This window comes from Roseivirga sp., from assembly GCF_049099775.1.
Taxonomy (GTDB): domain Bacteria; phylum Bacteroidota; class Bacteroidia; order Cytophagales; family Cyclobacteriaceae; genus Roseivirga.
The window spans coordinates 131,880-145,559 of sequence record NZ_JAGDZM010000009.1 but is presented as its reverse complement, the minus strand read 5'-3'; the positions used below and the strand labels follow the sequence as shown (position 1 = coordinate 145,559).

14 protein-coding genes and 1 tRNA gene are annotated in these 13,680 nt (G+C 38.9%); 9 read left to right on the top strand and 6 right to left on the bottom strand.

From position 1 onward, the window contains the following. Window positions 1-13: 13 nt before the first annotated feature. Window positions 14-87, bottom strand: a tRNA-Asn gene (locus JXQ92_RS15410). A gap of 91 nt (window positions 88-178) precedes the next feature. Continuing rightward, the gene (locus JXQ92_RS15405) at window positions 179-1,432 is read right to left on the bottom strand and encodes an NRAMP family divalent metal transporter (protein WP_421987529.1); all 1,254 of its coding nucleotides are present in this window, start codon (window positions 1,430-1,432) and stop codon (window positions 179-181) included. A 202-nt stretch (window positions 1,433-1,634) separates the two neighbouring features. Here JXQ92_RS15405 and JXQ92_RS15400 point away from each other — a divergent pair, with 202 nt between their 5' ends. The 3 genes from JXQ92_RS15400 to JXQ92_RS15390 all read left to right on the top strand — a co-directional run bounded on the left by JXQ92_RS15400 (window position 1,635) and on the right by JXQ92_RS15390 (window position 5,352). Beyond that, complete coding sequence (locus tag JXQ92_RS15400; RefSeq protein ID WP_421987528.1) at window positions 1,635-2,060, top strand: Hsp20/alpha crystallin family protein; 426 nt, start codon at window positions 1,635-1,637, stop codon at window positions 2,058-2,060. A gap of 148 nt (window positions 2,061-2,208) precedes the next feature. After that, window positions 2,209-3,657, top strand: coding sequence for a S1C family serine protease (locus JXQ92_RS15395; protein ID WP_421987527.1), 1,449 nt, complete (start codon window positions 2,209-2,211; stop codon window positions 3,655-3,657). 144 nt (window positions 3,658-3,801) lie between these two features. Continuing rightward, window positions 3,802-5,352 (top strand): aldehyde dehydrogenase family protein, encoded by a 1,551-nt coding sequence (locus tag JXQ92_RS15390; RefSeq protein ID WP_421987526.1) that lies wholly within the window; start codon window positions 3,802-3,804, stop codon window positions 5,350-5,352. A gap of 34 nt (window positions 5,353-5,386) precedes the next feature. On the opposite strand, the gene JXQ92_RS15385 is transcribed toward JXQ92_RS15390, so the two are convergent. The 3 genes from JXQ92_RS15385 to JXQ92_RS15375 all read right to left on the bottom strand — a co-directional run bounded on the left by JXQ92_RS15385 (window position 5,387) and on the right by JXQ92_RS15375 (window position 7,146). Continuing rightward, window positions 5,387-6,088: an NRDE family protein gene (locus JXQ92_RS15385; RefSeq protein WP_421987525.1), complete on the bottom strand. Its 702-nt coding sequence runs from the start codon at window positions 6,086-6,088 to the stop codon at window positions 5,387-5,389. Then, on the bottom strand, window positions 6,076-6,591 hold the full coding sequence (locus tag JXQ92_RS15380) for a hypothetical protein (RefSeq protein ID WP_421987524.1): 516 nt from the start codon (window positions 6,589-6,591) through the stop codon (window positions 6,076-6,078). Before JXQ92_RS15380 ends, JXQ92_RS15385 begins: the two co-directional genes overlap by 13 nt. A 78-nt stretch (window positions 6,592-6,669) precedes the next feature. Beyond that, window positions 6,670-7,146, bottom strand: coding sequence for a YHS domain-containing (seleno)protein (locus tag JXQ92_RS15375; protein WP_421987523.1), 477 nt, complete (start codon window positions 7,144-7,146; stop codon window positions 6,670-6,672). Window positions 7,147-7,280: 134 nt separating this feature from the next. Between JXQ92_RS15375 and JXQ92_RS15370 the strand changes: the two genes are divergently transcribed. The 6 genes from JXQ92_RS15370 to JXQ92_RS15345 all read left to right on the top strand — a co-directional run bounded on the left by JXQ92_RS15370 (window position 7,281) and on the right by JXQ92_RS15345 (window position 13,314). Then, window positions 7,281-9,155 carry a sigma 54-interacting transcriptional regulator gene (locus JXQ92_RS15370; protein ID WP_421987522.1) on the top strand — a complete coding sequence of 625 codons (1,875 nt, stop codon included), beginning with the start codon at window positions 7,281-7,283 and terminating at the stop codon, window positions 9,153-9,155. A 434-nt stretch (window positions 9,156-9,589) separates the two neighbouring features. Beyond that, complete coding sequence (locus JXQ92_RS15365; protein WP_421987521.1) at window positions 9,590-10,666, top strand: hypothetical protein; 1,077 nt, start codon at window positions 9,590-9,592, stop codon at window positions 10,664-10,666. Beyond that, window positions 10,663-11,286 carry a LysE family translocator gene (locus JXQ92_RS15360; RefSeq protein WP_421987520.1) on the top strand — a complete coding sequence of 208 codons (624 nt, stop codon included), beginning with the start codon at window positions 10,663-10,665 and terminating at the stop codon, window positions 11,284-11,286. Before JXQ92_RS15365 ends, JXQ92_RS15360 begins: the two co-directional genes overlap by 4 nt. Window positions 11,287-11,289: 3 nt before the next feature. Continuing rightward, on the top strand, window positions 11,290-11,973 hold the full coding sequence (locus tag JXQ92_RS15355; protein WP_421987519.1) for a Crp/Fnr family transcriptional regulator: 684 nt from the start codon (window positions 11,290-11,292) through the stop codon (window positions 11,971-11,973). A gap of 109 nt (window positions 11,974-12,082) precedes the next feature. After that, on the top strand, window positions 12,083-12,784 hold the full coding sequence (locus JXQ92_RS15350; RefSeq protein WP_421987518.1) for a head GIN domain-containing protein: 702 nt from the start codon (window positions 12,083-12,085) through the stop codon (window positions 12,782-12,784). A gap of 62 nt (window positions 12,785-12,846) precedes the next feature. Further along, a complete protein-coding gene (locus JXQ92_RS15345; RefSeq protein WP_421987517.1) occupies window positions 12,847-13,314 on the top strand; it encodes a hypothetical protein in 468 nt (155 codons plus the stop codon). A gap of 25 nt (window positions 13,315-13,339) precedes the next feature. Here the strand turns inward: JXQ92_RS15345 and JXQ92_RS15340 are convergent, their stop codons facing one another. After that, window positions 13,340-13,498 (bottom strand): hypothetical protein, encoded by a 159-nt coding sequence (locus JXQ92_RS15340; RefSeq protein ID WP_421987516.1) that lies wholly within the window; start codon window positions 13,496-13,498, stop codon window positions 13,340-13,342. Between the last annotated feature and the right edge of the window lie 182 nt (window positions 13,499-13,680).

Sequence of the window (13,680 nt, the reverse complement as noted above, 5' to 3'; positions counted from 1 at the left end):
CTTATGATTGATGCTCCTCCTCTTGGACTCGAACCAAGGACCCTCTGATTAACAGTCAGATGCTCTAACCAACTGAGCTAAGGAGGAATTTTCAATTTTTTTGACCGTCTTGCGTTCAAAACGGAGTGCAATATTAGTAGTTGTATTCAATTAATCCAATATCTTTTTTGACATTTTTTTACCCCATGAAAAAATAAACGATCACATAGACAATTGCGAAGACCGAAAGGAACACAATTCCGCTTTTAGCAAGTAATAATAACCGCTTACTCGGGCGGAATTCTTCACCGATTTGTTTGGAAGTAATTACCCTATAATTAATAAGTGCGATAACCGGTGCAATTAAGAAGGAGATGATTGTGGCTAAATCAACAAGGTCTTTTAGGTTGGCTGCGAGCAGTAAAATAAACAGAAACGAAATGGCACTAACCGTCAATATCATGCCATTATAAGTTCTTTTTGGGTTGGCTTCTTTGAAAAATAACAACCTTACCGTTTCTCCCATCGCACGCCCAAATCCATCGACTACGGTAATTGTAGTACTAAACATGGCGCTAAATGCAGCCGTAGCGATGATAAGATATGCCCAATCACCTAAAGCGCTTGTAAAAAGTGTCACCACTTGGTCAGAAAATGTAGTGGAATTGCCTGAGAGCTCTATACCCGTTCCGTACATTACATTAGCACCTAATGTTAAGAAACAGATGGCCAAGATTGCGGTTACGATATACCCAAAGTTGAAGTCGAAGAGTACGGCTTTAAGCTTTGGGGTGTAACCAATTTGTTTCATTTTTTCTACAGCCCATAAGCTATTCCAGGTAGATAGATCTACGGCGGTAGGCATCCAGCCCATTAAAGCGATGATGAAAATTAAACTGCCTCTTTCTGTAATTTCAGGTGGAATAAAACCTTCTACGGGAGAAACTCTTCCCTTAGCCACGGATGCAAAAAAAGCGACCAAGGTAGAAACTAGCAGCACTGTGCCTACTATTTTAAGCATAGCATCTAAAAGACCATACCTCCCTATGGCTAAGACGATGGTACAGAACAGTAAAATGCCTCCTGAAACATAAGTGGGATCAATAGTAAGTCCAGTAAGGTTGTTTAGCATACCGGCAGTAACAAATGTTACTGCAGCGGTAACTGTAAACATGGAAAACAGACTTAGTAAGAAATAAATCCAGAGTACCCATTTTCCTTCGGCAAGGTAGCCCTCCAATAAACTCTTTTTGGTTGCGGCCGCATAGCGAGATCCGAACTCGAAGAAAGGGTATTTGAAAAGTAAGGCTAGGACAATAAAAGCAACTAGTCCATAACCAAAGTCGGCTCCGGCTCGGGTCGATTGGACTAAATGTGAAACGCCAATGCAGGTACTGGCAAATAGAATTCCTGGTCCTAAGGCCTTTAAAAGGTTTTTACGATTTGTAGACATTGATTTGCTATCGTCAGCTAAAATAGAGAATCATTAGATCATCTCATACGACAAGTTCCAACCTTGAAACTGTCAATATGACGCATAAATTATTAAAACAGAGAAAAAAGATGCCAATAAGGCAGTAAAAATCTAAATTTTCGCGATGGTACGGTTTTGAATAATAGAGGGGAAACGAATTAAAAATTTAAAACATAAAGACATGAACTTAGTACGTAGAAATTCAGATTGGGCATCCCCGGTAACAATAGATCGGTTTTTCGACCGTTTCTTTAATGAGTCGACTGACCAAACAGAGGCTTCGTTTACACCAAGTGTAGATATAGCCGAGTCGAGTAAAGCTTTTGAAATTCAATTAGCAGTACCTGGCTTAGATAAAAAGGATATTAGTATCGATTTAAGAGATGGTCTTCTGACTATCAGTGGCGAGAGGAAATTCGTGAAGGAAGATAAAGACAGGAATTTTTATGCTGTTCAAACGCAGTATGGAACTTTTAAAAAGTCTTTTCAATTACCAGATAGCGTAGAAGAAGCAAAAATTGAAGCAACTTATAACAATGGCATTCTAAATGTAGTTGTGCCGAAAGATGAAAGTAAAAAGATAGTTTCGAAGATAACCGTGAAGTAGGTTAGTGTTGTTGAGGTTGATTAAGGGGGCTACCAGAGATGGTAGCCCTATTTTTTTGTTAAATCAGGTTAAATCAGACCATATTTTAAATATATTAGAACACCACAGCTTTTTTGAGCGTTAGAATTCCAACGTTAACACTTCTGCTATGATAAGTAAAAAACAATTCTTCTTGGCTTTGCTGGCTTCTTCCTGTCTAGGAGGGTTAATCGTTCTCATAGGGATGAGTGTTTTAACTGATGGTCAGATAGGGCCCAGTAATAGCGATGACTTAAGCGCTTCAGTCACTACTTCTTTCAATAAAATTGATGAAACACCCCGTGACTACACAGTTCCAGAAGGAATCAATTTCATAAAAGCCTCTAGGGCGGCAGTGCCGGCTGTAGTTCATATTACCAATACAACAAGGCCATCCAGTGGTTCAAGGTCTTGGTCTAAGCTTTTAGGTAGAAGAGGTAGAGTAAGACAATCGACTGGTTCAGGAGTGATAATTTCACCAGATGGGTATATCGTAACAAATTATCATGTAGTAGAAGACGCAGATGAATTAGAAGTAAGGCTAGATGATAATCGAAGAATTGAAGCCGATTTAATTGGCGTAGATGAAGATACAGATTTGGCATTGATAAAAATTAAAGCGGGAGGGGACTTAGATTTTGTAGAGTTTGGAGATTCCGATCAAGTGGAAATAGGAGAGTGGGTGCTCGCCGTTGGAAATCCCTTCGATTTAAACAATACTGTAACTGCAGGTATTGTGAGTGCCAAAGCCCGAAATATTAACCTGATTAGCGGGCAAAGAAATCAATATGGTATTGAGTCATTTATACAAACCGATGCAGTGGTAAACCGAGGCAATAGCGGAGGTGCTCTTGTAAATCTAGATGGAGGACTAATTGGTATCAATACGGCGATAGCTACTAATACGGGAACATTTAGCGGCTATTCATTTGCTGTACCATCCATTTTAGTAAAGAAAGTTATGGATGACTTGCTTGAGTTTGGTGAAGTGAAACGCGGCTTGTTAGGGGTTCAAATTATGGATGCTGATGGCCGAGGGACAGATGAGTTGTCTGGGGTGCTGATTCGTGGTGTAAGCCCGGGTGGTGCTGCTGATGAAGCAGGTATAAAAGACAATGACGTAATCGTTGGTATCGATGAAAGACCAATTAAAACCACGAGTGAGTTACAGGAATTTGTAGCCAGAAAGAGACCAGGAGATGAAATAATGGTGCAATTCAAAAGAGATGGCTATGTGAAAGAGGCGAGCCTTACGCTAAGAGAGAAAGTTGAATTGATTTCCAGAGATCCAGAGGAAATTAAGTTTACCTATAAAATTGAAGGAGCAACATTTGCTGGCCTTTCAGATAGGTTAAAATATGCATTAAGGGTAGAAGGCGGTGTGCAGCTATTAGAGCTGGGAGATGGCGCATGGAAAGAAGCTGGAATTAAGGAAGGATTTATCATTACAAAAGTGGGCGATCGAGACATCACAGAATTAGAGCAATTTCAAAATCTTTTGGATGCCAAAAAGAGAGATTTCTATGTGATGGGTAAATATCCTGAAGGCGAAAAAGAATACTTCAAGATAGATTGGTAAAAAGACCCATTTCTATGATTTAAATAAAGAACCTCGCTTGTCGAGGTTTTTTTATGCTTTTGTGTGAAAGGCAATTCTGATTCATGTCTTTGCACACCTTCCAAAATAGCCGTAACTATGGGGTGGAAATTAAAAAAATAGAAAATGGAAATTCAGCAGGACTTCGGCATAGCTGAAGCACTTGAAAAATTAGGTGTTAAATCAAATAATAGTGGGACTTCTACAGGCCTTAAAACAATGGGCGCAGGAAGCCAAGTTTCATCATACTCACCTGTAGATGGGAAGCTAATTGGTTCTGTTACATCTACTACCAGAGAAGAGTACGAGCATGTTGTTACTACAGCTCAAGCTACTTTCAAATCATGGAGAGATATGCCAGCACCACATCGTGGTGAAATTGTTCGGCAATTCGGCGAAAAGCTGAGAATACATAAAGATGCGCTAGGTAAACTTGTTTCATACGAAATGGGTAAGTCTTACCAAGAAGGGCTTGGGGAGGTACAAGAGATGATAGATATCTGCGACTTTGCAGTTGGATTGTCTCGCCAACTGCATGGTCTGACCATCAAGTCTGAACGTCCGGGTCACCATATGCAAGAACAATGGCACCCATTGGGTATCGTAGGAATTATTTCTGCTTTCAATTTCCCTGTAGCCGTTTGGGCATGGAATACTGCTATAGCCTGGATTTGTGGAGATGTTTGTATTTGGAAACCATCAGAAAAAACACCTTTGTGCGGAATAGCTTGCCAGAATATTATTGCTGAAGTATTGAAGGATAATGACCTTCCTGAAGGAATCTCTTGTATGATCAATGGAGATTATACCGTAGGAGAAATGATGACTTCTGATGGAAGAGTACCATTGGTATCTGCAACAGGATCCATAAGAATGGGTAAAATTGTCGGCAGAGCAGTGGCCGAACGTTTAGGTAAGTCTATACTTGAATTAGGCGGCAATAATGCCATCATTATAACGCCAGAAGCTGATCTAAGAATGACAGTAATTGGTAGTGTATTTGGAGCTGTAGGTACGGCAGGTCAAAGATGTACATCCACAAGAAGGTTAATTATCCATGAGTCTATTTACGACAAAGTAAAGCAAGCACTTGTTGATGCTTATAATCAATTAAGAATTGGTAATCCGTTAGATGAAAACAATCATGTTGGACCGCTGATCGACACAGACGCAGTTAATAGTTATTTAGCAGCAATTGAAAAAGTGGGCGCCGAAGGAGGAAATGTTATCGTTGAAGGCGGTGTTTTACAAGGTGCTGGTTATGAAAGTGGTTGCTATGTGAAGCCGTGTATTGTAGAAGCAGACAATGCGTTTGCCATTGTACAAGCTGAAACATTTGCTCCAATTTTATATCTTTTGAAATATGAAGGAGATGTTCAAAATGCTATCGATCTTCAAAATGGTGTGGCACAAGGTTTATCTTCTGCTATCATGACCAATAACATTCAAGATGCACATTATTTCCTTTCAGCTTCAGGATCTGATTGTGGAATTGCGAACGTTAATATTGGTACTTCAGGTGCTGAAATTGGTGGAGCCTTTGGTGGTGAGAAAGAAACCGGTGGCGGTAGAGAGTCTGGTTCAGATGCATGGAAAGCTTACATGAGAAGGCAGACGAATACGCTAAATTATACAACTGAACTTCCTTTAGCACAAGGCATTAAGTTCGACTTATAGAAACGAAAGTTTTATTGGAATTGAGAAAAGGTGTCTATGACACCTTTTCTTTTATCAAATCTTCATAGACAAGGTTAAAATCAGCCTTAGCCTTTTCTATAGAGGTAATACTTACTGTTTTTACCACCTCATCCCTATTCATTACAAAATCATTCCAAGCATCACCCTTTCCTCCAGATTTGTGAAAAAGCATTATCTCCTCCTGAATGTAGCTGTGTTGTTCCTTCGTCCATAGCGCAAACCATGACCTGCGTTCTGCACGTACAGACTCAGGGTAAAGCGTACTTGAAGACCAGATGTAAGCTTCAGTAGCATCAAGTGTCTTGGTGTGAAGCTTTTTGCCATCCCAAACCATTTCATCTAATCTGGTTTGTTGCGCTCCCGAATCTACTACCACTAGCGTGAAAGGCTCCATGCCTTCAAACTCAAAGTTGTTTCTGAACTTTTGTAGGTCGTTAGTCTCGAAAAACTGAAGAACCATTTGACCTCGTGAGATTCTATAAGGCGGTTGATGTTTGTGTTTTTCAAAGCCACCATTTAAAAGGCAAAGTGTATACCTCTTTTTATCAGTAGCTATCCAAGTACCACCTGCTAGAGGGTCTTTCGGGTAGTATATAGTCGAAGTGCCAATCGAATAACCCTGAGGAGCTAAAGCCGCTCTTTTGGGTGTTTCGTCGCGATTGGAAGTGAGTACATAGTCAGTTTTACCATTAGGTAAAAAAGTTACTGTGCACATGTTTTATCCTTCTCGTATTTAATGGTAGAATAAGCTATGCCAAAACCTTCTGGAATTTGAACACTTGAAAATTCGCTTTTAATAGCAATTTTAATAATCGCCATGTGGTGGATTGCATGCTCAATGTTGTATTGCAACTCTCTATAGTAAGAAGTTACAATGTTGAAAGGCTCATCTTTGTTAGAATTGTAGTTAGCCTTTAACGTAAGTGTACTGTCGGCGGAGATTTTCTCAATTTCTATTTTGAGAGAGTTCATTTTTTCGATCGCTAAAAGGCGATTTTCTTCAATAACCCTATCGTGGCTTCTCTGATCGTAATTTACTTCACCAGAATTGATCCCTAGAATCATAAGATCGTAGAATTCAATAATATGGCGAATGTGCTTTCCAATAGTGTTATCCGATAAAACCTTTAGAGGTTGTCTAAATGCTTGATCTTCTAACTGTTTGGTGACCTGAATTATCTGATCTAAAATTCGAGCCGAAACCTCCTTTAATTGCATCTAATGTTGTTTTTTAACAGATAATAAGGCCAAATGTAAGTAATAATAATTTAAGATTTCTCGGAGGACACCTTCAAATCAATTGTTGGATATGATTTTACCCCATTCACGCTCTGCATTTGGTAGTAAATTAGGCTCATCCTTATTCCAAGATTTGAGCGTATTGGTGAATCGGAAGTTATAGAAAAGATAAAGTTTGTTATCAATGATTTTAAATGTCTCAGGGTCAATTCTGACTTTATCTCCACTAGCCATGGCATAGGCACAATACCCCCCATACTCAGGTTCATACTTGCTAGGCGACTTAAGAAATAGCTGCTTGTTGGCCTCTGTTGAGAAATGATAAGTAATGCCATTTTTTTTCGCAGAAAACTTGTCTGACCCTTCTACTGCCTTGTTTTCAGTAAAATAAGCCACCGGGTCATAACCCTGAATAGCCAACCCTTTCTTTAAATTATAATGCTTTAAATCATAAGACTGATTTTGGCCTTTTGCTGAAATTGTCAGCATAAAAAAGGAGAAACTGAGCAGTGAAAAAATTAGCGATCGTCGCATAGTCATATATTTATTTCAGGGTTCTAACGGAGAACAAATTTATTAGGATGTATCAGAAGCGCGGCTTCCTGACATTTGATAAAGAATTCTTGTTCAACCCATATCTCATATAATATTACGATATTTCGTGAAATATGAAAGGATTTGAACCCTCTATCGACTACACTAAGCTATCGGAGTTTACCGTAGAAAGAGCGCTTGCTTCTATTTTTTGGATGGACGAGACTGGTCAGCTCAAATTCGCTAATGAAACTGCTCAATTCCTTTACGGCTATACCGCCGAAGAATTCAAGAAATTAAATATCACCCGAATAAACCCAAATTTCAACGCGGATACTTATGCTGAGCTTTGGGAAAGATCTAAGATTGAGAAAAAAGTTAGGCTCGAATCAACGCATTTAAGAAAGGACGGAACAGAGATACCAGTTGAGATATTTGTAAATCACATTGAATTTGAAGGTGAAGCTTACAATGTAAGTTTCATCTTAGATATAACAGAAAGAAAGCGAAAAGAGCGTTTACTGCGTTCAGTTTCAGAAACAACATCCAATACCTTAGGGGGAGATTTTTTTGTAGCACTTGTAGAGAACATTTGTCGATCGCTGGGGGTACACATGACTATTGTAACGGAGTGTGTTGATGCCTCTAAATCTCGATTAAGAACACTTGCTTATTTTAAAGACAACAGGCTGCAGGAAAACGTAGAGTACGATACCCACGGCACCCCTTGCAAATTTGTGGTTGATAATTCCGAAACCTGGTTACTGGAAACAGGGGTTCATGATAAGTTTGAAAGAGAAAAAGGTGTAGAAGGTTACTTTGGTGTGCCAATCCTTTCTTCAGAGAATGACTGTATTGGTCACATTGCAATATTTAATGACACTAAACTGGAGCTTTCTGAAGAGGAGGTTGAAATTTTAAAGCTGTTTTCAGATCGGGCAGCGGTTGAAATAGAAAGAAAAATTGCGAACCAGAAACTAGTCGAAGCGGTAGAAGAAGTTGAAAGTCTAAAAGACAGACTGGAGGCGGAAAACACTTACCTACAAGAGGAAATTAAGTACGAACATAATTTTCAAGAAATTATTACCCAAAGCAGCAAATTCAGGTCGGTACTGTCTTCCTCCGAACAAGTAGCTACCACTGATGCAACGGTGCTTATTCTAGGTGAATCTGGAACGGGGAAAGAGTTACTGGCTCGAGCTATTCATAATATTAGTAAAAGAAGCAACCGTCCTTTGGTAAAAGTAAACTGTGCCGTGCTTCCAGCAAACCTGATAGAAAGTGAGTTGTTTGGGCATGAAAAAGGGGCGTTTACAGGTGCTATTGCGAAGAAAATTGGCCGATTCGAGTTGGCCGATGGCGGAACCTTGTTCTTAGATGAGATTGGAGAACTCCCTTTAGAGTTGCAATCAAAATTGCTAAGGGCCCTTCAAGAAGGTGAATTCGATCGCCTTGGTAGTACAAATACCATTAAGGTAGATGTGCGCGTAATTGCAGCAACGAATAGAGATTTACAGAAAGAAGTAGATGAAGGATCTTTTAGAGCTGATTTGTTTTATCGACTCAATGTATTTCCGTTATACAGCATGCCATTGCGAGAGCGGAAAGAAGATATTCCGCTTTTGACAAGGCACTTTGTGAACCGATATTCGGCCAAGATTGGCAAGAAGGTAATGTCAATTCCAAAGCGCGTAATTAACTCCTTACAAGGGTATCATTGGCCGGGTAATATCCGAGAATTGGAAAATGTAATTGAGCGATCGGTGATTCTTAGTAGTGGTCGCGCTTTAGAACTCGGCGATTGGATTCCACGAACCGAATCACAAACTTTTTCAAGCGATTTTGATACGCTTCATGAATTCGAAAGAAAGTACATCATAAGTGTGCTCCAGAAAACAGCCTGGCGAGTAAGCGGTGATAAGGGAGCAGCAAAAATTTTAGGCATGAAGCCGACCACCCTCGAGTCTCGAATGAAGCGCTTACAAATAAAGCGCGGTGTCTCGGGTTAGAATTTCATCATGTGTTTCAATTGTTCCTTCTGTCTGGAATAGTGTTGAGCTAAATGAATGCGAGCAGGCAAAAATGTAAGGAGTATTGATTTTATGTTATTTCCTGATATTTCGTGAAAAAAATTATACCAATAATTTTGTGATCAAAAAGCAGTCTAAATGATCTAATACCCCATAATTGAATTAGTTATCACTATTCCTGAATAATAGTGAAAATCACGAAATATAGTAATTTTATTTAGTATATTATTTAAGCTGTATGAATATAAACTATTGATAATCAATTGAGTATAATGATAAAATACGACTTGGCACGCTAGTTGTCATTAAGCAGACGCTTCTGTAGACGGCAGAGTGACAAAGTGTTGGTTAACACTTATTCTTGACAAAACTAAGTTTATGTTCAGGCGTTGATTATCTTTCGATTTTGATTTATGAGACATAGGTTACCACTTTTTCTGGTTAAGATAATCTACTATGAATATTGGCCCTTTTGGTTGTTTTTTATGCCTCTAGTGCCTTATTGGATTTATTTAGCAGCACGAGCAAAGTCTTTAACATACTTTACCGCTGCCAATCCTGGAATTATTCATGGAGGTGTTTTTGGCGAGTCCAAAATAGACATCTTAGAAAAGATTAATCCTAAGTATAAACCCACTACGCTATTCTTTGAAGCTAATACTAGCTTGTCAGATGTTGTAGCAGGAATTACTAATACTGGATTGACCTTCCCGATGATTATCAAACCCGATGTTGGTGAACGTGGCGCTGAAGTAGAAAAGTTGGACAGCCAACTGAACCTTGAACATTACATTACCCAAAACCATCAGGATTTTATCATTCAAGAATTCGTTGATTTTGAAATTGAGCTCGGTGTACTTTATCACAAGTTACCGATTAGTAATACCAGTAATATTACTTCAATTGTACAAAAGGAATTCTTGGGTGTAACTGGAGATGGAGTTTCAACAATTCGAACCTTGTTGGCAAAAAGCGAACGAGCAAAACTCCAGATGCCTGTACTTGAAGAGAAATTTGGAACGCATTTAAACGATGTTTTACCCAAAGGTGCATATGAAAATTTGCAGCCTATTGGAAACCACTGTTTAGGCACTAAATTTTTAAGTGGGCAACACCTAATCAATGATAAATTGGTGAGTGTTTTCGATGAGATAGCAGCTGATGTAGATGGTTTTAATTTTGGGAGATTTGACTTAAAAGTAAGTTCGATAGAAGACTTATACGCTGGGCGAAACATAAAAATATTGGAGCTCAATGGCGTGACTTCGGAACCAGGTCATATCTACGATCCAAAATATAGCTTGCTTCAAGCATATAAGGATACCATGACAAGTATGAAAACCTCATGTTTAGTCAGTATCGAAAATATGAAGCAAGGCGCTAGGGTTACTCCTTTTTGGGAAATGTTCAGACTATTGAGAACTCATTTTTCATCCAATGAATTATCTCAAAATCAAATGAACGGAACTAAAACTGCTTCTGCCAAATGATTTGGACGGTAATTGAAGCGTTGATAGTCGCTACAGCGATTAGTTTTGTTGCATCATTGCAACTAGGACCGGTTAATATGGGTACAATCCATACGGCCCTTCATAAGAATAAGAAAGCAGCCATCATCTTCGGTCTTGGCGGTAGTTTACCTGAGTTATTGTATTGTGGATTGGCCATTGGCAGTTCAAATTTTATATCACAATACGAAGGACTCGACGACTACCTCAAGTATTTGACAGTTGGAATCCTGCTTATTTTCGGGGTCTATTTGTTTTTACAAAAAGCCTCAACAAAACAGAATAACAAATTAGACAAGCAAGGAAAAGAACTTTGGGTAGGCGCTACGTTTGGTATGCTCAATCCACAACTTTATCCTTATTGGCTTTTTATAATTACGTTGCTTAGAAGCAATTCTATTTTAGAAAATAATTCTTTACCATCTCAAGTTGCTTTCGTAATAGGAACGGCCTTGGGTGCATTTTTACTGCAGTGGCTTGTTGCCGAGCTTACTACCAGGAATCGGGATTTCATCTTCAAAAAGTTGACGAAAAACTATAATAAGGTGTTGGGCGGAATTTTAATCGCTATGGCACTGATTCAATTGGTAATAAACTTATGATTCATGCAGAAAGAAATAAAATACTGGTACTTGAGAAACTATGATCTCTTTGCCAACCTAAGTAAAGAACAAATTCACGATCTATGTGCAATCTCACGTTTTGTGAGAATGAAAAAGAGTCAAACGATTCATTTCGCAAATGACGAGTCTAAGAGACTCTACTTCCTCATCAACGGGAAAATTAAAATAAGCGAAGTAGACGGTCTTGGTAATGAAATGATCAAGGATATAATTCTTACCGGTGATCTTTTTGGTGAAATCCCAATCACGTCTATGTTGCCAAGTCAAGAGTTTGCCGAAATTCTTTCGAGTGAAGTGATACTTTGCACTTTTACGATGGAAGAATTTGAAAAGCTGATGGAGAAGCACCCTAGTTTAGCCCTATCATTTTCAAAGAAAATGGGCGAGAAGCTCAGAAAACTAGAGCATAGATATGCAAACCTTGTCTTTAAAGATGTGAAGGCTAGGTTGAAAAGTTTCTTGGTAGACTGGGCACATAAAGAAGGTAAGCCTGCCGAAGACGGCTTGGTGATCAAAAATTACCTTACACACAATGAAATCGCAAGTCTGATAAGTTCATCAAGACAGACAGTAACTACGCTTATTAATGAGTTGAAGGAAGAAGGGACTATTCTTTATAGCAGGAGCTTAATTACTATTCCGAACATTAGCGCACTGGCCGCTTAACAAGTTATAAATATTGAAAAGAGACCGTCATATTATGGCGGTCTTTTTTGTTTGATGCAACCTCAAAGTATAAGTTGATGTCTATTGGTTGTAATTAAAGGTCATGGATATGAAAAACAACTTCAAAACTCAAATCACAATTATTTTATTATTAATCGCCTCGGTCGCTTTTGCACAGGAAAAAGAGACTAGAGATCTTGATCGATTCACTGAAATCAGAGTATCTGAAGGGATTGAGGTAATCGCTAAAAAAGGCAATTCGAACAGCGTAGAACTAGAAGTAGATCGGATTGATCTCGATCGTATTCTTACTGAAGTTCGCGGCGATCGTTTGACAATTAAACTGAGAAGAAATTCTTATAGCAGAAGAAATAACCGAAGAACAGTGAAGGCTTACATTACCTACACTGAGGAAATGGAAGAAATCGTGGCTACCACAGGGTCTGAGGTCATTTTCGAAGATATGATTAAGGTAAAAGAATTGCGTATTTCCACTAGTACTTCAGGAAAAGTAGATGTAAAAGCAGAAGTTACCTATTTGGATATGAGCGCAACAACTTCAGGTAGAGTAGAAGTGAGGGGTAAAGCCGTAGAGATAGAAGCAAAAGCATCAACTAGCGGTACCATTTACGCTTATGATGTGGAAGCAGAAGAAGCCTACGCAAAGGCAAATACCGGTGCTGATGTTAGAGTTAATGCAACTGATAGATTAAGAGCAAGCGCCAACACAGGAGGGACTGTAAGTTATAGAGGACGGCCACAGATTGATATGAAGTCGAATACAGGCGGAAAAGTACGACGTGCAAGATAAATAGCTAGATTCCACAGCGAGAGTTTTCTCAATACTTATAGCTTTGAGTAAAAGCTTTGAAAATGAAAAATAGAATTGTAATCGGAGCCCTTTTTGGGCTCTTATCGTTTGGCTCCCAAAGCCAAGCACAAAACGATAAAGCGGATATTAAAAAAGCGATTATGACCATGTTTGATGGTATGAGAGCAGGAGATAGTGCTATGGTTCACTCTGTATTCTCCGATCAGGTGATTTTCCAAAGGGTTCGTAATATCGAAGCCGATGGTTCGGCCATTGTAAATAGTGACTTCTCCAATTTTTTAAATGCAGTTGGTACACCGCATGATTTAGTATGGGATGAGCGCATTGAGTTCGGTCCTATTTTGGTAGATGATCGAATGGCATCAGCATGGGTACCCTTTAAGTTTTATTTAGGCGACAAGTTTTCACACTGTGGTGTGAACTCTTTTCAATTGCGAAAAACCGATGCTGGATGGAAGATCTTCCATCTGGTAGATACAAATCGGAAAGATAATTGCGTAGGCGGATAAAAAAAACGCCCCTTTCGGGGCGTTCTTACTTACCTTTACGGTAATGGTTCTCTATAATATCTCTCACTGAAACGCGCTGGTGATTGAAATTCTGGGAACCGTGTGAATTAGCGCTAGCGTTCGAATGCGTTTTAACCTCTCTAGAAGATTCATTCGAGACGCGAGCAGTTTTTAACTCCTCCATTACTTTTTACTTTGAAATCTAACGTTTAAAAAACTGTCAGTCTTATTCTCTCGTCTAGTCTGACACAAAATTATGCAATCGATTGCATTATCCAAGCCATTAATCTAAAAAAACTCAATATTTTAAAAAGATAATTAGTGACTTGTGCTTACGACATTAATACTACCCGTATTATAAAATAG